Below are 21582 nucleotides of genomic sequence, written 5' to 3'. Positions count from 1 at the left end.
TTCTGAGTTGTGGCGCGGCCCGGGTGCGATCTGCAGGAGGTCACGGCGGGAAGGCGCTCTCCGCCGTGTGTTCTCGCCTGAAGGAGCGGCTCCTCCTGCAGACCGCACGAACGCCTGCAGACCGCACGGTCGCCTGCAGACGGCACCGGGGCCGAGCCGGGGCGAGCGGCTACGCGGGGGAGTCGAGGACGCCGACGAAGCGGGTGCCGATGCCGTCGTACTCGTCGCGGCGGTGACCCTCGGGGTGGTGCGGCCACTCGCTGGGAGCGTGGTCCTCGCAGACGAGGAAGGTGAAGTCGGGCCACCACTTCTTGGGGCGCGCGGCCTCCGAGCGGCCGCAGATCGCGCAGTCGAGCGTCACCCAGACCGGGCGCGCACCGGTGCGGTTCTGGCGGGACTGCACCAGCCAGGGCGGCGGCTCCTGCTCGAGCGCGGCGAACTCCTCGTCGGAGAGGCGAGTGGGCAGTCCGTGCCGCGTCGCCATCTCGACGGGGATGTCGAGGCGCTGTGCGGCCTCGCGTCGCGTGATCATCGGGCCACTTTAGCCCAGCGATGCTGCGACGACGGGGCGCCGGGGGCGGAGGGACGCGCGCGAGAGCAGCCACTCGAGGGGTCCCTGCCCGACGAACCGGCGCCAGAGCAGGGCGAACCCGATCGAGCAGAGGACGAACGCGGCGAGCAGGCCCCAGCTGCGCCAGGCGTCGAAGTCGAACGGCTCGTAGGGCACCAGGTAGACCGCCAGGGCGACGAGCTGCACCGAGTAGATGGTGAGCGGCATGGCGCCGACGGCGGCGATCGGAGCGGTCACCGTGCGGAGCAGGCGGACGCGATCCGTGAGCGCCGTCAGGGCGCCGATCGCGATCGCGGCGACTCCGCCCGCTCCGAGGATCTCGGCGGTGCTGCTCGAGTGCGCCTCGACGCTCTCGGGGCCGCCGAGCACGAGGCCGCCTCCGTAGCCGATCACGGCGGCCGCGAATCCGCCGAGGACCAGCCAGCGCTGCGTCGTGGGCGATCGCACGTCGCACCGGGCGACGAGCAGCCCCAGCACGATGTAGGCGAGCCAGGAGGGCACCGGGTAGTACTGGGTCAGCCAGGTCGCGGGCATGCTCACCAGCAGCGACTGCTCGGGCGAGAGCGTGGCGCCCCAGGCGCCGATCGACACCGTGAGCTCGTCGACGACGACCGGACCGATCACGGCGAAGAGGACTACCAGGGCGGCGAGAGCGGCCCTGGGGAGGAACAGCAGCAGAGCCGCGACGGCGAACATCACCCCGTAGTGCGGGAGGATCACCGCGATCGGCGTGCCGAGGAAGGTGAGCAGCACCCCGATCACGAGGAGGTAGAGCCCGCGCAGCAGGATCGATCCGGTGTCGCGGAGGCGGTGCGTCGAGCGCCCGGCGCCACCGGTCATCAGGCCGATCGAGACCCCGGCGAGGACGGCGAACAGCACGGAGCTGCGCCCGTCCCAGACCATCTCGCGCTCGGACGGCGCGAGGTGCGCGGCGAACATCCCCAGGACGGCCAGCCCGCGTGCGACGTCGAGGCCGACGATGCGGGAGGAGGCGGAGGCGATCACGCCTCCATCGTGACAGGCGCTCCTGACACCCGGCCCCGGCGGCACGAACGACGACGGGCGCGCGACCCTGAGGTCGAGCGCCCGTCGTCGTTCGCGGCGGAGAGTGCTACTCGCGGACGATCGCGACGAGTCGCAGGATCTCGAGGTACATCCACACGACGGTGACCAGGATGCCGTAGGCGCCGGTCCAGCCGTAGATGCGCGGGGCGCGGTTGCGCACGCCCTGCTGGATGAACTCGAAGTCCATCACGAGCGAGTAGGTGGCGAGCGCGATGGCGATGAGGCCGATCACGATGCCGATGAAGCCGGTGCGCAGACCGAACCCTCCGCCGACGCCGAAGAGGCCGAGGCCCAGGTTCACGAGCGAGAAGACCGCGTAGCTGATCATGCCGATGAAGAAGATCTTGTTCAGCTTCGGCGAGGTGCGGATCTTGCCGTTCATGAACAGCGCCAGGGTGACGCCGATCACGATGACGGTCGCGAGGAGGGCCTGGACGACCGCGCCCTCGTAGACGTTCTCGAAGATGCCCGAGATCGCTCCGACCGCGATGCCCTGGGTCGCGGCGTAGCCGAGGATCAGGGCGGGCGACGGGACCTTCTTGAAGGCGTTGACGATGCCGAGCACGAGCGCGACCAGGACGGCCGGGAGCATGAGAGCCGGGACGAACCAGCCCACCGCGGCACCCGCGAGGAGCACGACGAAGGCGAGTGCCGTCTTCGCGAGGGTGTCCTCGACGGTCATCCGGTCGGTCTCGACCGAGCTGGCGGCCGGACGGTTGTACATCTGGTCGAGAGCGTCGGGCGAGACGTCCGGGACGTCCTGCACGCGGCCGGCGTAGCCGCGGTTGCTGAACTCCGGGCGTCCGAACGCCGGGTTGCTGCTTGCCATGGTTCCTCTTCTCTCAGGTGCGCTTGTGGTGACGGCCTGGTGTGGTGGTGCTGGCCCGACGGAACTCGCGGTTCTGAGTCGCTGTGTGTACGGGATCCGCCGGTGCCCTCTCGGGACCTCCGACGGTGGGTCAACAGTATCTGAGAACCTCTCTCAGAGTCTGGCTATTCCCCAAGAGCGAACCTCGCTTCCGCCCCGAGGACGGAGAGGACTCGCGGGCCGCCCCGCGCCCGTAGGATCGCCGCATGCCCGCGCGCCCCGCTCCGCTCGTCATCGGCCACCGCGGAGCGAGCGGCTACCGGCCCGAGCACACCCGCTCCGCCTACGACCTCGCTCTCGCCCTGGGCGCCGACGCCGTCGAGCCCGACCTGGTCGCGACTCGGGACGGCGTGCTGGTGCTCCGGCACGAGAACGAGGTCTCGGGGACCACCGACATCGAGCGTCGACCGGAGTTCGCGGACCGGCGCACGACGAAGCGCATCGAGGGCAGCGACGTCACCGGCTGGTTCACCGAGGACTTCACCTGGGCCGAGCTGTCGCAGCTGCGTGCCCGGGAGCGGCTCGCAGCGGTGCGACCGGCGAGCGCCACCTTCGACGGGCAGTTCCCGATGCTGCGCTTCAGCGACCTGCTGGCGCTGCTCGACCGGGCCGCCGAGGACGCGGACGACGCCCCTCCGGGTCTTGTCGCCGAGATCAAGCACGCCGACTACTTCGACTCGATCGGCCTCCCGCTCGACGTGCTGGTGCAGGAGGAGCTCGCGGCGGCCGGCTGGGGTGGGCGCGACCCTCGGCTCACGATCGAGAGCTTCGAGAAGACCGTGCTCGAGCGCCTGGCGGTGCGGGAGGTCGGCGCGCGGCGGGTCTTCCTGATCGAGTCGCGGGGGACGCCGCCCGATCTGGTCGCGGCGCACGGCTCCCGGGCGACGCCCTACGCCGACTTCGTGACCCCGTCGGGGCTGCGCGGCCTCGCCGGCACGGTGGACGGCGTCTCCGTCGACAAGAGCATGCTGTTCTCGCGCGACGGCGCCGGTCGCGCGACCGGGACGAACTCGCTGGTCGCGGACGCCCACGCCGTCGGACTCGAGGTCTACTGCTGGACGCTGCGCGCCGAGAACCGCTTCCTCGAGCGGGTGAACCGCCGGGGCAAGGACCCGGCGGCCTTCGGTGCCTGGCAGGAGGAGTTCCGCGCGATCCTCAGGACGGGCATCGACGGCGTCTTCGCCGACCAGCCGGATCTCGCGCTCGAGATCCGCGCGGCCGAGCTCGACACCTGGCACTGATCGGCTACTGCCCGGCGCGTGCGGAGGCAACCGGGAGGCTCCGCTGGCATCATCGGCGCGACTGCGGAGTCGTCGTACCGACAGCACCCGACCGAGCGAGAGGAGCCCGCCCGTGAAGACCCGAGCGCGCATCACCCGCCGGTGGATCACCTTCGCCGTCCTCGCCGCTATTGGCGTGGCCGCCGTCTACTGGCTCGCGGTGCTCACCCCGCAGGGGCAGGCGGCCGAGAACTCGGGCCTGCGCGGCGCCGACCTCGTCTTCGGCCGCGCGACGGGCACCGCCGCGGGCGCGCTGGCCGACGTCACCCCGGTCTCGATGATCGGCGGGGCCGTGCTGGTCGCCGCGATCGCGCTGATCCGGAGGCGCCCGGCGCTCGCCCTCGCCTCCGTCGGCTCGATCGTGCTCACCGCGGGCCTGACACAGCTGCTCAAGAACGTCGTGCTCGAGCGGCCGATCCTGGTCGAGACCGACGCCTGGTACACCGGCGGCAGTTTCCCGAGCGGGCACACCGCCGCGGCCGTCTCGGTCGTGTTCGCGCTGGCCATGGTGCTGCCCGCCCGCGCCAGGGCCGTGGTCCTCGTGCTCGGGGGAGCAGTCGTGGTGCTCGTCGGCAACCTGACGATGGCCGCGTCCTGGCACCGCGCGAGCGATGTGCTGGGCGCCGACCTCGTGGCGCTCGCCTCCGCCTCCCTCGCCTGCGCCTGGCTCTCGGGGCGCGCGCAGGTGGGCCGGGCGCCGAAGCGCTCGACCAGGCGGGGAGTGGACCGCCTGCTCGTCGTCTGCTCCGTCGTCGTCGTGCTCGTGCTCGGCGCGCTCGCCGTGCAGGGGATCCAGTACTACCCCGACGACACCAAGGATCTGACCGCGTTCGCACTGCTCCAGCTGCTCGCGGTGTCGACCTCGACCGTCGCCGTCCTCGGCTTCTCGGTGGCCTGGCGAGGGCTCGACGTGGGCGGCTCGGTGACCGCGCCGATGGCGCGCCCGCGGTCGGCCTGACGCCGCCTCCGGTGTCGGAGGTGCGATCTACACTCGGAGGGACATGAGCCTCCTCTTCGATCCGAGCGATCCCCGCGCCACTCCCGTCGTCGTCGGCACCCCGGCCCGTCGCGAGGGCGACGCTCCGCGCACCGACGCCGCTCACGAGAAGCTCGTCGCCGGGCTGAACCCCCAGCAGCGCGAGGCGGTCGAGTACCGCGGCGACGCGCTGCTCATCGTCGCCGGCGCCGGGTCGGGCAAGACCAGCGTGCTCACGCGCCGCATCGCGAGCCTCCTCGGCAACGCCGAGGCGTGGCCGAGCCAGATCCTCGCCATCACCTTCACCAACAAGGCGGCCGCCGAGATGCGCGAGCGCGTCGAGAAGCTCGTCGGCGCGAGCGCCGAGGGCATGTGGATCTCGACCTTCCACTCCGCGTGCGTGCGCATCCTCCGCCGCGAGGCCGAGAACTTCGGCATGACCTCCTCGTTCACCATCTACGACTCCGGCGATCAGCGCGCGCTGCTCAAGCGGATCGTGAAGGACCTCGAGGCCGACTCTCTCGGGATCACGGTCGCGAGCGCCTCCGCCAAGATCTCGAAGCTCAAGAACGAGCTGGCCGACGTCGACTCGTACGCGCGCACCGCCAACATGAGCGACCCCAACGAGGAGATGTTCCTCCAGGTCTTCCGTGCTTACTCTCGGGCGCTCGAGAGCGCGAACGCGTTCGACTTCGACGATCTGATCGCGCAGACGGTCTACCTGTTCCGCGCGTTCCCGCACGTCGCGGCCAAGTACCAGCGGCGCTTCCGCCACGTCCTGGTCGACGAGTACCAGGACACGAACCACGCGCAGTACTCGCTGATCCACGAGCTCACGCGGCCCGTCCCGCGGGCGACGATGGACGCAGCGCAGTTCGACCGCCCCTACCGGGGTCCGGTCACGGCCGACGGCTCGATCCCCGGCGCCTCGCTCACCGTGGTGGGCGACTCCGACCAGTCGATCTACGCGTTCCGCGGCGCCGACATCCGCAACATCGTCGAGTTCGAGCGCGACTTCCCCGGCTGCCGCGTGATCCTCCTCGAGCAGAACTACCGCTCGACCCAGAACATCCTCTCGGCGGCCAACGCGGTCATCTCGAACAACTTCGATCGTCGGGCCAAGAACCTCTGGTCCTCGAGCGGCGACGGCGAGAAGATCATCGGCTACACGGGCTACTCCGGCCACGACGAGGCCCAGTTCGTCGTCGACGAGATCGCCCGGCTGCACGCGGCCGGCACGGGCTACGACGAGATCGCGGTCTTCTACCGCACCAACGCGCAGACCCGGGCGCTCGAGGAGATCTTCATCCGCTCGGCCCTGCCCTACCGGATCCTCGGCGGCACCAAGTTCTACGAGCGCGCCGAGATCAAGGACGCGCTCGCCTACCTGATCACGGTCGCCAATCCCGCCGATGTGCTGGCGCTCCGCCGCATCATGAACACCCCCAAGCGCGGCATCGGTCCGGCGACCGAGGCGCAGCTGCAGTCGTTCGCCGACACCAACGGAGTCACGCTGCGCGAGGCGATGCGCAACGCCGGCTCCCTCGGCATGGGCCCGAAGGTGACGAAGGCGATCGTCGACCTGGCGACGCTGCTCGACGAGTGCGCGCTGATGCTCGACCCGGCGCGGCCAGAGGGCGAGGCGAAGGTGCACGAGGTGCTCTCGTCGCTGCTCAGCCGCAGCGGCTACATCGACATGCTGCGCGCCAGCCGCGATCCGCAGGACGAGGCCCGCGCCGAGAACGTCGACGAGCTCATCGCCGTCACCAAGGAGTTCGCGCGCAACAACCCCGACGGCGGGCTGGTCGACTTCCTCACCGAGGTCTCGCTCGTCGCGGCGGCCGACGATCTCGACGACGACTCCGGCACGGTCTCGCTCATGACCCTGCACACCGCCAAGGGCCTCGAGTACGACGCCGTGTTCCTCACCGGCATCGAGGAGGACCTGCTGCCGCACCGCATCTCGGCGAACGAGCCGGGCGGCCCGGCCGAGGAGCGGCGGCTGTTCTACGTGGGCATCACCCGCGCGCGCAAGCGGCTCTACCTGTCCCTCGCGATGACCCGAGCCCAGTACGGCGAGACGTCGGTCGCGATGCCGAGCCGCTTCCTCCAGGAGATCCCCGCCGAGCTGATCCAGTGGCGCCAGTCGCCCGGGGCGGCGACCTCCCGGGGCGGCACCCAGCCGCGAGCGCTCAACGCGCAGCGGCCGGGCTTCGGCAAGTCGCGCTCCAATGCCGAGTTCCGCGAGGCGCTCGCCGCCGCGCCCAAGGCGAAGGGCGAGTTCCCGAACCGGATCACGGGGATGGTCCGCGACAACGGCGATCTCGAGCTGATCGCGGGCGACCGCATCCGCCACACCGACTTCGGCGAGGGCCGCGTGAACGCGGTGACCGGCGAGGGCAGCAAGCGGGTCGCGCACGTGCTCTTCGACCAGGTCGGGGCGAAGAAGCTGCTGATCAAGGTCGCGCCGATCGAGAAGCTCTGAGCTTGTCGAGACCCCGCTCGTCGAACTCCCGCCCGACGGACCGGGGCGTGCCGGGCGTCGCGAGCGGCGAGGCTCGCGGGCCGTTCGCGGCGCGACTCGCGACCGAGGCGTTCGCGCCGCCGGTGCTCGCCGTGCTCGTGCCGATGATCGTCGGCGCCCGGGTGGCCGATCCGCCGCTGCTCGGGATCGCGTGGGGGGCGCTCGCCGCGCTGTTCGTGGGCGTGCTGCCCTACCTGGTGATCCGCCTGCTGATGCGCGCGGGCCGGATCCGCGGCGACCATCACGTCCCCGATCGCCGCGAGCGGGCGCTGCCGATCGGGCTCGCGCTGGTCTCGATCGTCGTCGGCCTGGTCCTGCTCGCCGTGCTCGGCGCGCCCGCCGCGGTCACGACGTTCGGTGTCGTGACCGTGGCGGTGCTCGTCGTCATCGGAGTCGTCAACCTCGCCTGGAAGCTCTCGGGCCACGCCGCCGTCGTCGCGACCTGCGCGGTCGTGGTGCTGATCGCCTACGGTCCGTGGTCGCTGCTCGTCACCGTGCCGATCGCCCTCTGGACCGGCTGGTCCCGCGTCCGGCTCGGTGCGCACACCCCTGCGCAGGTCATCGCGGGCGGTCTCGTCGGCGCGGTGCTCGCCTCCGCCGTCTGGTCGCTGCTCGCCTGAAGGCGGGTGCGCGTCAGGAGTCGCAGGCGATGTTGTCGTCGTCGCGGTTCAGGTCGTAGATGTCGGAGCCGATGACGGTGACCGGGCCGCGGACGTACGCCGGGCCGTTGCCGGAGCCGCCTTCGCAGTCGACGTCGGACGCGATGGGGACGCAGGCGCCGGAGTAGTTCGGATCGCAGCCCGCATCGGTCGGAGGCTCAGGCGCGGGTGCGGGTGCCGGGACCCTGGTTCCCACGCGGGTGACGTCGTCGATCGCTGCGGTGGTGACCGCCTCCGACGTCTGCGAGCGGGAGACCTCGGTGCCGTCGTGCTTGACGACCTCGAAGGTGCGGGTGAGCACCCCGTCGACGCCGGCGGCGAAGGTGCTGGTGCCCTGATCGGCGTTCGGATCGTCCTCCGTCCGGGTCGCGCGGGGGATGACGGCCGTCTCGGTGACCGTCTCCGTGGTGACGACCACGGTGGGCGTGGGAGTCGGCGTGGGCGTCGCGGTGCGCGCTGCTGTCGGCTGGGCGGCGAGGGCGGCAGGCGCCTCCGCGGCCTGTGTGCTCGCGGCGACGACCTCCGTCTGCGCGACGGGCGTCGGGGCGGTGGCACCGTAGGCGGCCGATCCGACGACGAGAGCGGCGAGGGCTGCGGCGACGGCGATGCCCGATGCTCCCCGCCTCCTCGGCAGTCCGAGCCACGTCGGTCGACGGAGCAGGACTCCGTAGACGGCGGTGATCAGGACGATCAGCGCGGTCATGACGACGGCCGACCAGATCCCACCCGAGAGCAGGCCGACGAGCGCGAGGAACGCGGTCGCTCCGCCGCCGATCCACTGAAGGGGCGTGAGCCGCAGGCGCGTCAGCCGGTGGGAGCCGAGCCGCAGCGGGGTGCGACGATCCTGGGTCCGGCGGGAGGACGGCAGAGGGGGAGGGGGCTGGCGGGTCACAGGCGGGTTCTTCCTCGAGCGGGCTGAGAGCGTGCTCAGCATGGCTCACGCGCGTCCGATCCCCTGGCACCCTTTCGGGGCTCGAGACATTCCGTCCCAAGCGGCCGCCCTCAGCCGGCACCAGGTTCGCCGTTAGACGCGTACCGCATGGCCTCGCGCGCGGCGGGTCAGGAGTAGCGCGCGACGAGCTCGCGCTTCAGGACCTTCCCGCTGGGGCCGAGCGGGAGCGCGTCGACGAACTCGATCCGGCGGGGGTACTTGAAGGCGGCGAGGTGCTCGTTCGCGTACGCGATGAGCTCCTCGGCGCTCGCGGAGGCGGTGGAGAGCAGTACCACGGCCGCCACGATCTCCTGGCCGTGCGTGTCGTGCGGGGTCCCGAAGACCGCGGCGTTCGCGACGGCCGGGTGCCCGATCAGCACCTCCTCGACCTCGCGCGGGTACACGTTGTAGCCGTTGCGGATGATCATGTCCTTCGTGCGGTCGAGGATGCGGATGTAGTCCTCCTCGTCCTTCGTGCCGAGGTCGCCGGTGCGGAACCAGCCGTCGACGACCGCCTCCGCCGTCGCCGCCGGGTTGCCGAGGTAGCCCTTCATCAGGTTGTGGCCGCGGATCACGATCTCACCGAGCTCGCCGCGGGGGAGCAGCTCGACCCGGTCGGTCACCTCCGTTCGCGCGACCTCGACGTCGACGCCCCAGATCGGGGTGCCGACGGTGCCGGGGCGGGGCGGGACGCCGAGGTGGTTGAACGTGGCGACCGGGGAGGTCTCGGTGAGTCCGTAGCCCTCGTAGATCTCGACGCCGAAGACCTCGCGGAACCGGTCGATGACCGCGAGGGGGAGCGCGGCGCCTCCGGAGACCCCGTAGCGCAGCGGCGGCCGGTCCTCCCGCCTGGTCGCGGCGTCGAGCAGGGCCACGTACATCGTGGGCACGCCCTCGAACACGGTGCAGCCGTGGGCGATCATCGCCTCGAGTGCCGCGTCCCCGTCGAACTTCGGCACCAGGACCATCGTGGCCGCCGTGCGGAACGAGGTGTTCATCGCGCAGACCTGCCCGAAGGTGTGGAAGAGCGGCAGCGCGCCGAGCACCACGTCGCCCCGGTGGAGGTCGAACGTGTTCATGAGCAGGACGTCGGACTGCGAGATGATCGCGAAGTGCGTGCCCTCCGCTCCCTTGGGGCGCCCGGTGGTGCCGCTCGTGTAGAGGATCGTGGCGGTGTCGTAGGGCGAGCGCGGCACGTAGGTGTCGAGGGCGACGGCCTCGGCGGCGAGGTCCTCGAGGCGGGCGAACGGGGTCTCGGCCGAGTCCGGGACCAGGACGGTCAGGACGGAGACGCCGGCCAGTGCCGCTCCCGCCGCGCCCTCGGCCAGCAGGGGTGCCGCGCAGACGAGCGTCGTCGCTCCGGAGTCGCGCAGGACGTACGCGATCTCGTCGCGCTTGAGCAGTGCGTGCACCGGGACGACGACGGCGCCGAGCGCGAGAACGGCGAAGTAGCACCGGGGGAAGTCGGGGACGTTCGGGATGAGCAGCGCGACACGGTCTCCGGGGCCGACGCCCTGCTCCCTCAGCGCGCCCGCGTACGCACGGGTCTCGTTCCACAGCGTCGCGTAGTCGATCGCGAGGGGACCGACGCGCAGCGCGACCGTGGTCGGGGTGCGCCGCGCCGCCTCCGCGAGGATGGCGGCGACCGACGCGGTGCCGGATCCGGCCGGGCCGGGGGCGTCGTGGCCTGCGTCGGCGGCTCGGTTCTCGGTGCTGATCATCGGGGCTCCAGTCGTCATCGACCGCCGCGGCCGACGGCCGGGATTCTCACGCTAGATCCGCCCGCCGCCGGGTTCAAGCGCTCCGCACCGGATCCTCAGCGTGCGAGCGAGCGGTGCCGGAGGATCACGAGGGGCCCGGGGACCGTCAGTGCGAGGCTGTGGCTCACCGAGCCGAGCAGCAGCCGGAGGAACGCGCCGCGCCCGTGGCTCCCCAGGACCAGCAGCCGGCTCGACGCCGCGAGGGCGGTCAGCCGCTCGACCGGGTTGCCGCGCACCAGCATCGGCCGCACCTCGAGATCGGGGCGCGTGTCGCGGAGGCCGACCAGCGACTCGGCGAGCACCAGGTTCTCGTCCTCCTCGATCGCATCGATGACGATCCGCTCGACGGGGACGGAGTCGGCCCACGCGCCGGGCAGCTGCCAGGCGTGCAGCGCGACGAGCGGCTCACCGAGGCGGTCGGCCTCGATCGCCGCGAGCCGGATCGCCTCGAGCGAGACCTCCGAGCCGTCGACCCCGACCGCGATTCCGACCCGCGCTCCCGCCGTCGGCTGCGGGATGAGTGCGACGGCCGAGGGAGCGGCGTCGGCGAGGACGTGCACGGGCTCGCCCTCGAGCAGTCGCGGGCGCACGCGCACCTCGGGGAACTCGGCGGCGGCGAGGGCGCGGGCCTCCTCGAGGACCTCGCCCGCGAGTCTCCGGTGCTCGGCATCGGCCCGGGACAGGCGGGCGCGCACCGGCTCGATCACCGTCACCAGATCGGCGGGCAGTCGATGCCCGCGCGCCACGTCGAGCGCCCAGCGCAGCGCGTCGACACTCCGATCCGAACCGCTGACTCCGACCACGATCGCGTCCATGGTGCGCCTCCTCATCGAGTGCCCTGCACCTCCCATCCTCCTCCTCCCTGCGGCTCTGCGGGAGTCTCGTCGCACAGCCGGAATCTCGTCGTACAGTCGGAGGATGGGCGACGACGGACTGCGCTGGGGCGAGGCGGCGCTCTACACGGACGCGATCGTGACGGCTCCGTTCGCACTCGCGGTGATCGCCGAGGCGACCGGCTCGCGGGTCGTGGGCGGCCGCACCGCCGACGCGCACGTTCCCCTCTACAGCGGACCGACGAGCGCGCGGGTCTCGGTGGCCGGGTTCGGCGACAGCGTGCCGGTCACGGTCGACGTGCGCGACGAGCGCGGGCAGAAGGAGGCGCGCGCGGCGGCGCAGGCGCTCGGACTCGAGCTGGCGGCCTACGCGGGCTGGAGCATCACGCCCGGCTTCTGACCGACTCCCGGTGCGCGAGGCTCTCGGCCCGGACCCGGGCCAGGTAGAAGCGGCTCGGCGCCGTGCGGACGGCAGTCGGCAGCAGCCGGTAGACGGCGAAGGTGCGCGCGAGCGCGCGGTCGAACCGCGCCTGCTGCCGCGGGCTCCAGCGGAAGCCGAAGCCGGCGCGGACGTGCGGCGGCAGAAGCCCCGCGGTCATCAGCCGGAGGTAGGGGCCGAGCGGGCGCAGCCACCAGGCCGCGATGCCGCCGCCGAGCAGATCGTGCGCGACACGGCGAGCCGCGGGAGTGACCTCGAGGCGCGCGAGCTCCGCCTCCCAGTAGGCGTCGAAGTCGGCGCGGGAGGCGGGCCAGAGCTCCTCGGGCATCTGCAGAGCCGTGCCGACCACGCGCGAGCGGTGCACGATCTCGTCGGCCTCCTCGGCGCCGAGTGCGCCGAACGCACCCTCGTGGAGCTGCAGCATCGACTGCGTGATCGTCGCGGCGACCCAGCGCTGCAGCTCGGGGTCGAAGGCGGTGTACCCGGCGCCGCGGACGGGTCCGTGCGCCCGGTTCACCCGGCGCCGGACGGTCCGGACGTCCTCCTCGGATCCGTACTGCAGGGCGTAGAGGTAGGTGAGGGTGCCGTGCAGGCGTCCGAGGGCGCGGTGCACGAAGTCGGAGTGCTCGGCGAAGCCCGCTCCGACCGAGGGATGCGCGACCTGCAGCAGGATCGCGCGCGCCCCCGCGACGAGGAACACGCCCTCGCGGAAGACGTCGCGCTGCGCGGGAGGACGGGCGGTGAACGGCACGGTTCCACGCTACGCCGCGCCGGAAGCGCTCCGAGTGTGCGGAGTAGACTCGGCGCGGCCCGAAGCAGTATCACCTCGTGAACAGTGCCGTCACGTGCGGCGCTGCGGGCCACCTCCGGACTCGAAACGCAAGCGCGCTCGGCGCGGAATGGGAATGCAGCGTGGATCTCTTCGAATACCAGGCCCGTGATCTGTTCGAGAAGTACGGCGTCCCCGTGCTCCCGGGCATCGTCGCCGACACGCCCGAGGAGGTGCGCGCCGCGGCCGAGAAGCTGGGCGGCGTCACCGTCGTCAAGGCGCAGGTGAAGATCGGCGGCCGCGGCAAGGCGGGCGGCGTCAAGGTCGCGAAGACCGCCGACGACGCCTTCGAGGCCGCGAAGTCCATCCTCGGCCTCGACATCAAGGGCCACGTCGTCAAGCGCGTCATGGTCGCGGGAGGCGCGCGGATCGACCGCGAGTTCTACTTCTCGGTCCTGCTCGACCGGGCCAACCGCTCCTACCTCTCGCTCACCTCGTACGAGGGCGGCATGGAGATCGAGCAGCTCGCCGTCGAGCGCCCCGACGCCCTCGCGCGCGTCGAGGTCGTCCCCGGCCAGGGCATCGACCTCGCCAAGGCCGAGGAGATCGCCCGCGCGGCGAAGTTCCCGGAGGAGCTGATCGCCAAGGTCGCCCCGGTGCTCGTGAAGCTCTACGACGTCTACACCGGCGAGGACGCGACGCTCGTCGAGGTCAACCCGCTCGTCCTCACCGAGGAGGGCGACATCGTCGCTCTCGACGGCAAGGTCTCGCTCGACGAGAACGCCGGCTTCCGCCACCCCGAGCACGCTGCTCTCGAGGACAAGGACGCCGCCGATCCGCTCGAGGCGAAGGCCAAGGAGAACGACCTCAACTACGTGAAGCTCGACGGCGAGGTCGGCATCATCGGCAACGGCGCGGGGCTCGTCATGTCGACGCTCGACGTCGTCGCCTACGCGGGCGAGCGTCACGGCGGCGTGAAGCCGGCCAACTTCCTCGACATCGGCGGCGGAGCCTCCGCGCAGGTGATGGCGAACGGCCTCGACGTGATCCTCGGCGACGAGCAGGTCAAGAGCGTCTTCGTCAACGTCTTCGGAGGCATCACCGCCTGCGACGCGGTCGCCAACGGCATCCTCCAGGCCCTCGAGATCCTCGGCGACGCGGCGACCAAGCCGCTCGTCGTGCGCCTCGACGGCAACAAGGTCGAGGAGGGCCGCGCGATCCTCGTGGCCGCTGCGAACCCGCTCATCACCCTGGCCGCGACGATGGACGAGGGCGCCGACAAGGCCGCCGCTCTCGCCGCTGCATAACGACCCTTTCGACTCAAGGAATCAGAGAACAAGCATGTCGATCTTCCTCAACAAGGACTCCAAGGTCATCGTCCAGGGCATCACCGGCGGCGAGGGCACCAAGCACACCGCGCTGATGCTCAAGGCCGGCACGAACGTCGTCGGCGGCGTCAACGCCCGCAAGGCCGGCACGACCGTCACCCACGGCGACGTCGAGCTGCCCGTCTTCGGCACCGTCAAGGAGGCCATCGAGGCCACCGGCGCCGACGTCTCGATCGCGTTCGTCCCGCCCGCCTTCTCGAAGGACGCCGTCATCGAGGCGATCGACGCCGAGATCGGCCTCCTCGTCGTGATCACCGAGGGCATCCCGGTGCAGGACTCGGCCGAGTTCTGGGCCTACGCGCAGGAGAAGGGCAACAAGACCCGCATCATCGGCCCGAACTGCCCCGGCATCATCACGCCGGGGGAGTCGCTCGTCGGCATCACCCCCGCGACCATCACCGGCAAGGGACCGATCGGCCTCGTGTCGAAGTCGGGCACCCTGACCTACCAGATGATGTACGAGCTGCGCGATCTGGGCTTCTCGACCGCCATCGGCATCGGCGGCGACCCGATCATCGGCACGACGCACATCGATGCGCTCGCCGCGTTCGAGGCCGACCCCGAGACCCGTGCGATCGTGATGATCGGCGAGATCGGCGGAGACGCCGAGGAGCGCGCCGCCGACTTCATCAAGGCGAACGTCACCAAGCCGGTCGTCGGCTACGTCGCGGGCTTCACGGCTCCCGAGGGCAAGACGATGGGCCACGCCGGCGCGATCGTCTCCGGCTCGGCCGGAACGGCGCAGGCCAAGAAGGAGGCTCTCGAGGCCGCGGGCGTCAAGGTCGGCAAGACGCCGTCCGAGACGGCCGACCTGCTGCGCGAGGTCTTCGCGACGCTGTAAGCGTCCGTCCGCTCGAATCGGTCGAGGTCTTCTGCTCCGGCAGACGGACCTCGGCCGATTCGCGGTTTCCGGGAGGCGCGATAGCGTCGTCGGGTGACCCTCGGACTCGACTTCCTCACCTTCGTGCCCTACCCGGAGGGTCCCGAGCGGCCCGGAGACGCCGCGCGCAGCCTCGAGGACGGCCTGGCGCTGTTCGAGCTCGCCGAGGAGCTCGGCTACGACACCGGCTGGGTGCGGGTGCGCCACTTCGAGCGCTTCCTGGCCTCGCCGATGACCTTCTTCGCGGCCGCCTCGCAGCGCACGCGCCGCCTCCGCCTGGGCACCGCCGTGATCGGCGCCCGCTACGAGTCGCCGGTGCGGCTCGCCGAGGACGCGGCCACCGTCGACCTGCTCTCGGGCGGCCGGCTCGACCTCGGCGTCAGCGGCGGCTTCGCCCACCTCTCCTCGGTCTTCGACGGCGTGTTCGGCCAGGCCGACCGCGAGTTCCGCGCCGAGGCGCAGGAGCGGATCGAGCGCCTCCGCGAGGCGCTGCGCGGCACGACCCTCGGCATCGCGGAGTCGGCGCTGATGTCGGTCCCCGTCGGCGATCCGCTGATCCAGCAGCCGCACGCCCCCGGGCTCGCCGACCGCCTCTGGTACGGCGCGGGCACCACCGCCTCGGCGGTCCGCGCCGGCGAGCAGGGCATGCACCTCCAGGTGTCGACCCTCAACACGGAGGAGACGGGCCTGCCCTTCGCCGAGCAGCAGGCCGCGCAGATCCGCGCCTACCGCGAGGCCTTCGCCGCGGCGCACCCCGACCGCACCTCGCGGGTGACCGCCGGGCGCATCGTGCTGCCGCTGCTCGACGCCGCCGACGAGGAGGCGCACCGGCCCTTCATCGACGGCTACCTCGCCCGGATGGACGAGGACGGCCGCCCCCGCACCGCCGACCGGTCGATCATCGCGGCGCCGATGCGCTTCAGCCCGCTCCATCTCGGCGGCGTCGACGAGATCGTCGCGTCGCTGAGCGCCGATCCCGCGCTGGCGGAGGCGGACGCGCTGACGATCACGCTGCCCGCCGTCGGCGGCGTCGAGTCGCACCGGAGGATCCTCCGCACCGTCGCGGAGAGCATCGCGCCGCGCCTGCGCTAGCGCTCGCCGCGACGCGCTGTCAGGAGCCAGATCGGACGCTGCAGGAGGAGCAGGAACAGCCACCACAGCCCGACGGCCGGGAGGAGCAGGGCGAGCACGAGCGCCAGCGAGAGCAGACCGAAGGGGACGAGCGCCCGCGTCAGCCGCACCCGGCCGACGCCCTCGCGCAGTAGCCCCGGCCGCCGCAGCAGGTGCCGCTCGATCAGCACCAGCGCACCGCTCATCACCACCATCGTGCCGATGTAGAGCCCGATGGTCGCCCGCGAGTCGGGCAGCTGCGCGAGCGCACTCGTCGCGAACGGGAAGAACGCGATCGAGGCGAGCCAGAGCAGGTCGAGCCACACGAGCCCCGCGTCGTAGTCGCCGGCGAGCTCGAAGATCCGGTGGTGGGGCACCCAGAACACGGCGATCAGCGCGAACGACAGCGCGAAGGCGAGCAGCGAGTCGAGGGGAACGTCGAGGACGGCACCGACGCCTCCGCCCTCGCGCGCGATCTCAGGGGCCAGCTGGACGAGCGGCAGCACCAGGATCGTGATCGCGATGGCGACCGTCGCGTCCGAGAAGTTGACCAGGCGGTCGAGCCCGCGCTCCGTGCGGATCTGGCGGCCGCGCGCCGAGGGCCGGCCGCGGTGCGCGAGCCGATCGATCGGCCCCGAGAGCAGGAGGAGGAAGAGCGCGAACATGTTCACGGCGGGCACCGTCACCGCGAGCACCAGAGTGGCGGCGAGCAGCGCGAGGACGATCGCGGAGTGCGAGGCGGAGCGGAGCGGCTCCACTCCCGGAGCGAGGAGATCGGGATCGCGGCGGAGGATCAGCTGCATCGCGAGGGTCGCGGCGCTCGCGACGATCATCGTCCCGATGTAGAGCGCGAAGACCGACGGATCGGTGTCGAAGACGTTCGAGAGCAGGTTCGCGGCGAAGGGCAGCAGCACGATCGACGCCATCCAGACGAAGTTCGCGGTCACGAGCGCGGAGGAGTAGCGCGCGACGCCCTCGAACACGGCGTGATGCACCAGCCACAGCCGGCCGATCACCGCGAACGTGATGAAGAACGCCGAGAGTGTGCCGTAGTTCTGCGAGAGCAGCGTCCCGAGGTCGGGGGAGCCGCCCTCCTCGACCACGTCGACGAGCGGGAGGACGAGGAACGTGATCGCGATGGCGACCGTCGCGTCGGTGAAGTTCACGAGCCGGTCGAGGCCGCGCTCCGATCGCACGTCGCCCGATGCCCTCGTCACGCAACGACCCTAGGGGACGCGGGCGCGCCCGGAGCCGCTGAGCCCGAGCCCGCCGCTAGGCTCGTCGAGCCCATGAACCGGATCACCGTCGCCCTCCTCGCCGCCTTCGACGCCGCGCTCTCGGCACTGATCGGGATCGCGATCCCGCTCGTCCCGCTGACCGTTCTCTGGGCGGTGCAGTACGACACCGCCATCGACTGGGGCGTCTTCTGGCGGATCGCCGCGGACGCCTGGCTGCTGGGCCACGGGGCCGATCTGCTGGCGAGCCTCGGCTCCGACTCCCCGCTCGCCCTCGGCCTCCCCGGCGGCACGGAGCCGTTCGTGGTCACGATCGCGCCCCTCGCCTTCGCGCTGCTCACGATCCTCCTGGGTGCCCGCACGGGTCGGCGGGCGCAGGAGTCGCCGTTCCGCTTCATCGGCTTCGTCGTCGCGATCGGCATCTACCTCCTCCTCGCCTTCCTCGTGACCGTCGGGTCCGCGACCGGCGTCGCCTCCGTCGACGCCGTGCAGGGTACGGTCCTGCCCGCGCTGGTGTTCGCCCTCGGAGTCGCGATCGGCGCCGTGACCCACTCGTCCCGGAGCGGCGAGCCCGACCGGCTCGGCGAGCTCGCCCGCGAGACGCTCGAGCGCCTGCCCGCTCCCGGCCCCTCGCTGGTGCTGCTGTCGCTGCGGGGCGGCACCCTCGCCGCGTCCGCCGTGATCGGGGTCGCCGGAGTGATCGTGGCGATCCTCCTCGTCGTGAACTACACCTCGATCGTCGCCCTCTACGAGGGGCTGGGCGGCGAGGGCCTCGGCGGTCTCGCCCTGACGCTGGGGCAGCTGGCGTTCCTCCCGAACCTCGTGATCTGGGCGGCGAGCTGGCTCGTCGGTCCCGGCTTCGCGATCGGCGCCGGATCCTCGGTGGGTCCTGCGGGCACGCTCCTCGGCCCCGTGCCCTCGATCCCGGTGCTCGCCGCGGTGCCGCAGGGCGATCTCGCCTTCGGCTTCCTCGGTGTCCTGGTGCCGTTGCTGGCGGGATTCGTCGCCGGCTGGCGGCTGCGCCGCGTCGTGATCGACGGCCTCGAGGGGCGCTCGCTCCTGCGCTGGGGTGCGGCAGCGGCCGGCGGCATCGGAGTGGTCGGCGGGCTGCTGCTCGGCCTGCTCGCCTGGTTCTCGGCGGGCGCGGCCGGCCCGGGCCGCCTGGTGCAGGTCGGACCCGATCCGCTCCTCGTCGGGGCGATCGCAGCGCTCGAGCTGGCCGTGGCCGCGGGGCTCGGACTCGCCTCCGGGCGACCGTCGCGCGACTGACCCCCGGCGCGCGGGCCTCCCCTAGACTTGCGCAGTGCTGAAGCTGGTCGTACTCATCTCCGGCGGCGGCTCCAACCTCCGCGCACTGCTGGAGGCGGCGAGCGACGGCCGCTTCCCCGCCCGCGTCGTCGCCGTCGGCAGCGACACCGAGGCCGAGGGGCTGCGTCACGCCGAGGCGTTCGACATCCCGTCCTTCACCGTCTCGCCGCACGCGTTCCCGAGCCGGGCCGCCTGGGGCGGGGAGCTGCTCGCGTGCATCCGCGAATGGGAGCCCGATCTCGTCGTCTGCGCCGGCTTCATGCGCATCCTGCCGCCCGGGGTGGTCGACGCCCTCAGCCCGCGGATGATCAACACGCACCCCGCGCTGCTGCCGCTCTTCCCGGGAGCGCACGCCGTCCGCGACGCCCTGGCCGCCGGAGCCGTGGAGACCGGAGTGACGGTCCACGTCATCGACACCGGAGTCGACACCGGCCCGATCATCGCGCAGGAGAGCCTCGCCGTGCTCCCCGGCGAGACCGAGCACGCGCTGCACGAGCGCATCAAGACCATCGAGCGTCGCCTGCTGGTGCAGACGGTGCTCGACATCGCCCACGGAACCGTCGATCTCGAGGACCTCTCCCGCGCATGAGCATCACCGCACACGACCCCAGCAGCTACGACGACCGCGACGTCGTCCCCGTCCGCCGCGCCCTGATCTCGGTCAGCGACAAGACCGGGCTCCTCGAGCTGGCGGCGGCGCTCGCCGGCTCCGGCGTCGAGCTGGTCTCGACCGGGTCGACCGCCGCGACCATCCGCGAGGCGGGCTTCGACGTCACCGACGTCGCCGCCGTCACCGGGTTCCCGGAGTCGCTCGACGGCCGCGTCAAGACGCTGCACCCGGCGGTGCACGCGGGGATCCTCGCCGACCTGCGCCTCGCGTCGCACCGCGAGCAGCTCGAGCAGCTCGACATCGCGGCGTTCGAGCTCGTCGTCGTCAACCTGTACCCGTTCCGCGAGACGGTCGCGGGCGGCGCCGACGCGGCCACGGTCGTCGAGAACATCGACATCGGCGGGCCCGCCCTCGTCCGCGCGTCGGCCAAGAACCACGCCAACGTGGCGATCGTCGTCGACCCGGCCGACTACTCCGGTGTCATCGCCGCACTCGGCGAGGGAGGCACCACCCTCGCGGCCCGGCGCACCCTCGCCGCGCGCGCCTTCGCGCACACCGCGTCCTACGACTCCGCCGTCGCCGCATGGTTCGCCGGCCAGGAGGTGGACGCCGGGTTCCCGGGCGCCGTCGAGATCCGCGGCACCCTCCAGCAGGTCCTGCGCTACGGCGAGAACTCGCACCAGAAGGCTGCCCTCTACGTCTCGCCCGACGGGACGGGAATCGCCCAGGCCACGCAGCTGCACGGCAAGGAGATGTCGTACAACAACTACGTCGACGCCGACGCCGCCGTGCGTGCGGCCTACGACTTCGTGCTGCCCGCCGTCGCGATCATCAAGCACGCCAATCCGTGCGGCATCGCGATCGCCAACGCCAAGGCGATCGACCCCATCGCCTCCGCCCACCGTCGCGCGCACGAGTGCGACCCGGTGTCGGCATTCGGAGGCGTCATCGCCGCCAACCGGCCCGTCACGCTCGCGATGGCCGAGACGGTCAAGGAGATCTTCACCGAGGTGCTGGTCGCCCCCTCGTTCGAGCCGGAGGCGCTCGAGGTGCTCAAGACGAAGAAGAACCTGCGCCTGCTGCAGCTGCCCGACTACTACGCGCCGGTCGAGACGGAGTTCAAGCAGATCTCGGGAGGCGTGCTGCTGCAGGAGCCCGACCGCTTCACCGGCGGCCCCGGCGAGGTCAGCTCCGGCTGGACGCTCGTCGCCGGCGAGGCCGCGGACGCCGACACGCTCCTCGACCTCGAGTTCGCCTGGAAGGCGTGCCGCGCCGTGAAGTCGAACGCGATCCTCCTGGCCAAGGGCGGCGCCTCCGTCGGCGTCGGCATGGGACAGGTCAACCGCGTCGACTCCTGCCACCTCGCCGTCACCCGCGCCGGCGACCGCGCCCCCGGATCGGTCGCCGCCTCCGACGCGTTCTTCCCGTTCGCCGACGGCCTCGAGGTGCTCCTCGCCGCAGGCGTGAAGGCCGTCGTCCAGCCCGGCGGCTCGGTGCGCGACGCCGAGGTCATCGAGGCCGCCAAGCGCGCCGGCGTCACGATGTACACGACGGGGGAGCGGCACTTCTTCCACTGAGCGCGCAGCGCTCAGTGGAAGAAGGTGTTCGTCTTCCACGCCGCTCCTCGCGCGGCGTGGCGCGGTCGGCTTGTTGGGGTGGGTGCGTTCCGCAGAGCGTCCTGCGTCGGCCGCCGCGGGAATCGCTTGGCACGCGATCCCCGCTGAGCGGCCTCGGGTGGTGTTCGTCTTCCAGGCCGCTCCCTGCGCGGCGTGGCGCGGTCGGCCTCCAGGGGTGGATGCGTTCCGCAGAGCGTGTCGCGTCGGCCGCCGCGGGAATCGCTGGCACGCGATTCCCGCTGAGCGGCCTCGGGTGGTGTTCGTCTTCCACGCCGCTCCCTGCGCGGCGTGGCGCGGTCGGCCGCCAGAGGTGGTTGCGTCCTGCAGAGCGTCCTGCGTCGGCCGCCGCGGGAATCGCTTGGCACGCGGTTCCCGCTGAGCGGCCTCTCTCTTCGGGAGTCGAGTAGGCGTTGAGGCTGACGTTCGGGCGGATCTTGGCGGGAGATGCGCTCGAGCGGACCAATGCTGGTCGAGTAGCCCCGCAGGGGCGTATCGAGACCCACCAGCGTCAGCACATGAGGCTCCTGCCCTGCCCTTCTGACGCTGGGGGATCTCGAGACGTCGGCTACGCGGGCTACTCGATCAGCGAGGGGCGGGCTGCTCGATCAGCGAGGGCGGGCCGCTCGGACAGGACACCCACCGCCGCGAGGAAGCCGGCGCGTCAGGAGGGGGAGTGCGCTCTGCTTTCTCGCGCCGGCGAGGAGTGGGAGCTTCGAGAGTCCAGGAGTTGTCGTAGTCGAGGATCGAGTTCGACAACTAC

The 21582-nt window shown here is 71.9% G+C and carries 19 protein-coding genes; 11 read left to right on the top strand and 8 right to left on the bottom strand.

Features of this window, described 5'->3' with window-relative positions; translation table 11 throughout:
- Window positions 1–169: 169 nt before the first annotated feature.
- The 3 genes from GRS92_RS00490 to GRS92_RS00480 form a co-directional block, all read right to left on the bottom strand.
- Entirely contained in the window at window positions 170–532 is a 363-nt protein-coding gene (locus GRS92_RS00490; RefSeq protein ID WP_159852317.1) for a hypothetical protein, read from the bottom strand.
- 9 nt (window positions 533–541) lie between these two features.
- Window positions 542–1576 carry a DUF418 domain-containing protein gene (locus GRS92_RS00485; RefSeq protein ID WP_159852315.1) on the bottom strand — a complete coding sequence of 345 codons (1035 nt, stop codon included), beginning with the start codon at window positions 1574–1576 and terminating at the stop codon, window positions 542–544.
- A gap of 106 nt (window positions 1577–1682) precedes the next feature.
- Window positions 1683–2465, bottom strand: coding sequence for a Bax inhibitor-1/YccA family protein (locus GRS92_RS00480; protein ID WP_159852313.1), 783 nt, complete (start codon window positions 2463–2465; stop codon window positions 1683–1685).
- Between the two features lie 245 nt (window positions 2466–2710).
- On the opposite strand from GRS92_RS00480, the gene GRS92_RS00475 reads away from it, so the two are divergent.
- From GRS92_RS00475 to GRS92_RS00460, 4 genes are all read left to right on the top strand, one after another.
- On the top strand, window positions 2711–3745 hold the full coding sequence (locus tag GRS92_RS00475; RefSeq protein WP_159852311.1) for a glycerophosphodiester phosphodiesterase family protein: 1035 nt from the start codon (window positions 2711–2713) through the stop codon (window positions 3743–3745).
- A 112-nt stretch (window positions 3746–3857) separates the two neighbouring features.
- Window positions 3858–4742 carry a phosphatase PAP2 family protein gene (locus GRS92_RS00470; RefSeq protein WP_159852309.1) on the top strand — a complete coding sequence of 295 codons (885 nt, stop codon included), beginning with the start codon at window positions 3858–3860 and terminating at the stop codon, window positions 4740–4742.
- A gap of 43 nt (window positions 4743–4785) precedes the next feature.
- Window positions 4786–7245, top strand: coding sequence for an ATP-dependent helicase (locus GRS92_RS00465; protein WP_159852307.1), 2460 nt, complete (start codon window positions 4786–4788; stop codon window positions 7243–7245).
- A 2-nt stretch (window positions 7246–7247) separates the two neighbouring features.
- Entirely contained in the window at window positions 7248–7904 is a 657-nt protein-coding gene (locus tag GRS92_RS00460) for a phosphatase PAP2 family protein (RefSeq protein ID WP_235021735.1), read from the top strand.
- Window positions 7905–7917: 13 nt separating this feature from the next.
- Here GRS92_RS00460 and GRS92_RS00455 read toward each other — a convergent pair whose 3' ends face one another.
- From GRS92_RS00455 to GRS92_RS00445, 3 genes are all read right to left on the bottom strand, one after another.
- Window positions 7918–8835 (bottom strand): G5 domain-containing protein, encoded by a 918-nt coding sequence (locus GRS92_RS00455; protein WP_159852303.1) that lies wholly within the window; start codon window positions 8833–8835, stop codon window positions 7918–7920.
- Window positions 8836–9002: 167 nt separating this feature from the next.
- Window positions 9003–10595: a long-chain-fatty-acid--CoA ligase gene (locus GRS92_RS00450; RefSeq protein WP_159852301.1), complete on the bottom strand. Its 1593-nt coding sequence runs from the start codon at window positions 10593–10595 to the stop codon at window positions 9003–9005.
- Window positions 10596–10690: 95 nt separating this feature from the next.
- Window positions 10691–11449, bottom strand: a complete 759-nt coding sequence (locus tag GRS92_RS00445) for a universal stress protein (RefSeq protein ID WP_159852299.1) — start codon at window positions 11447–11449, stop codon at window positions 10691–10693.
- A gap of 103 nt (window positions 11450–11552) precedes the next feature.
- Between GRS92_RS00445 and GRS92_RS00440 the strand changes: the two genes are divergently transcribed.
- A complete protein-coding gene (locus GRS92_RS00440; protein ID WP_159852297.1) occupies window positions 11553–11867 on the top strand; it encodes a hypothetical protein in 315 nt (104 codons plus the stop codon).
- Here GRS92_RS00440 and GRS92_RS00435 read toward each other — a convergent pair.
- Window positions 11851–12657: an oxygenase MpaB family protein gene (locus GRS92_RS00435; protein WP_159852295.1), complete on the bottom strand. Its 807-nt coding sequence runs from the start codon at window positions 12655–12657 to the stop codon at window positions 11851–11853. The two genes, GRS92_RS00440 and GRS92_RS00435, sit on opposite strands and share 17 nt — an antisense overlap.
- 161 nt (window positions 12658–12818) lie before the next feature.
- Here GRS92_RS00435 and sucC point away from each other — a divergent pair, with 161 nt between their 5' ends.
- The 3 genes from sucC (at window position 12819) to GRS92_RS00420 (ending at window position 16035) form a co-directional block, all read left to right on the top strand.
- Entirely contained in the window at window positions 12819–13982 is a 1164-nt protein-coding gene (gene sucC, locus GRS92_RS00430; RefSeq protein WP_159852293.1) for an ADP-forming succinate--CoA ligase subunit beta, read from the top strand.
- Window positions 13983–14016: 34 nt separating this feature from the next.
- Entirely contained in the window at window positions 14017–14904 is an 888-nt protein-coding gene (gene sucD / locus GRS92_RS00425) for a succinate--CoA ligase subunit alpha (RefSeq protein WP_159852291.1), read from the top strand.
- A 93-nt stretch (window positions 14905–14997) separates the two neighbouring features.
- Window positions 14998–16035: an LLM class flavin-dependent oxidoreductase gene (locus tag GRS92_RS00420; RefSeq protein WP_159852289.1), complete on the top strand. Its 1038-nt coding sequence runs from the start codon at window positions 14998–15000 to the stop codon at window positions 16033–16035.
- Here the strand turns inward: GRS92_RS00420 and GRS92_RS00415 are convergent.
- On the bottom strand, window positions 16032–17270 hold the full coding sequence (locus GRS92_RS00415) for a TMEM175 family protein (RefSeq protein WP_159852287.1): 1239 nt from the start codon (window positions 17268–17270) through the stop codon (window positions 16032–16034). The two genes, GRS92_RS00420 and GRS92_RS00415, sit on opposite strands and share 4 nt — an antisense overlap.
- A 72-nt stretch (window positions 17271–17342) precedes the next feature.
- Between GRS92_RS00415 and GRS92_RS00410 the strand changes: the two genes are divergently transcribed.
- The 3 genes from GRS92_RS00410 to purH are packed head-to-tail and all read left to right on the top strand — an operon-like array spanning window position 17343 to window position 20783.
- Window positions 17343–18557 carry a cell division protein PerM gene (locus GRS92_RS00410; RefSeq protein WP_159852285.1) on the top strand — a complete coding sequence of 405 codons (1215 nt, stop codon included), beginning with the start codon at window positions 17343–17345 and terminating at the stop codon, window positions 18555–18557.
- A gap of 34 nt (window positions 18558–18591) precedes the next feature.
- Entirely contained in the window at window positions 18592–19185 is a 594-nt protein-coding gene (gene purN, locus GRS92_RS00405; protein WP_159852283.1) for a phosphoribosylglycinamide formyltransferase, read from the top strand.
- Window positions 19182–20783, top strand: a complete 1602-nt coding sequence (purH, locus tag GRS92_RS00400) for a bifunctional phosphoribosylaminoimidazolecarboxamide formyltransferase/IMP cyclohydrolase (RefSeq protein WP_159852281.1) — start codon at window positions 19182–19184, stop codon at window positions 20781–20783. The genes purN and purH overlap by 4 nt, the downstream gene beginning before the upstream one ends.
- Window positions 20784–21582: the final 799 nt, after the last annotated feature.

It is taken from the genome of Rathayibacter sp. VKM Ac-2754 (genome assembly GCF_009807095.1).
Taxonomy (GTDB): Bacteria; Actinomycetota; Actinomycetes; order Actinomycetales; family Microbacteriaceae; genus Rathayibacter.
This window is presented reverse-complemented; position numbering and strand designations above follow the sequence as displayed.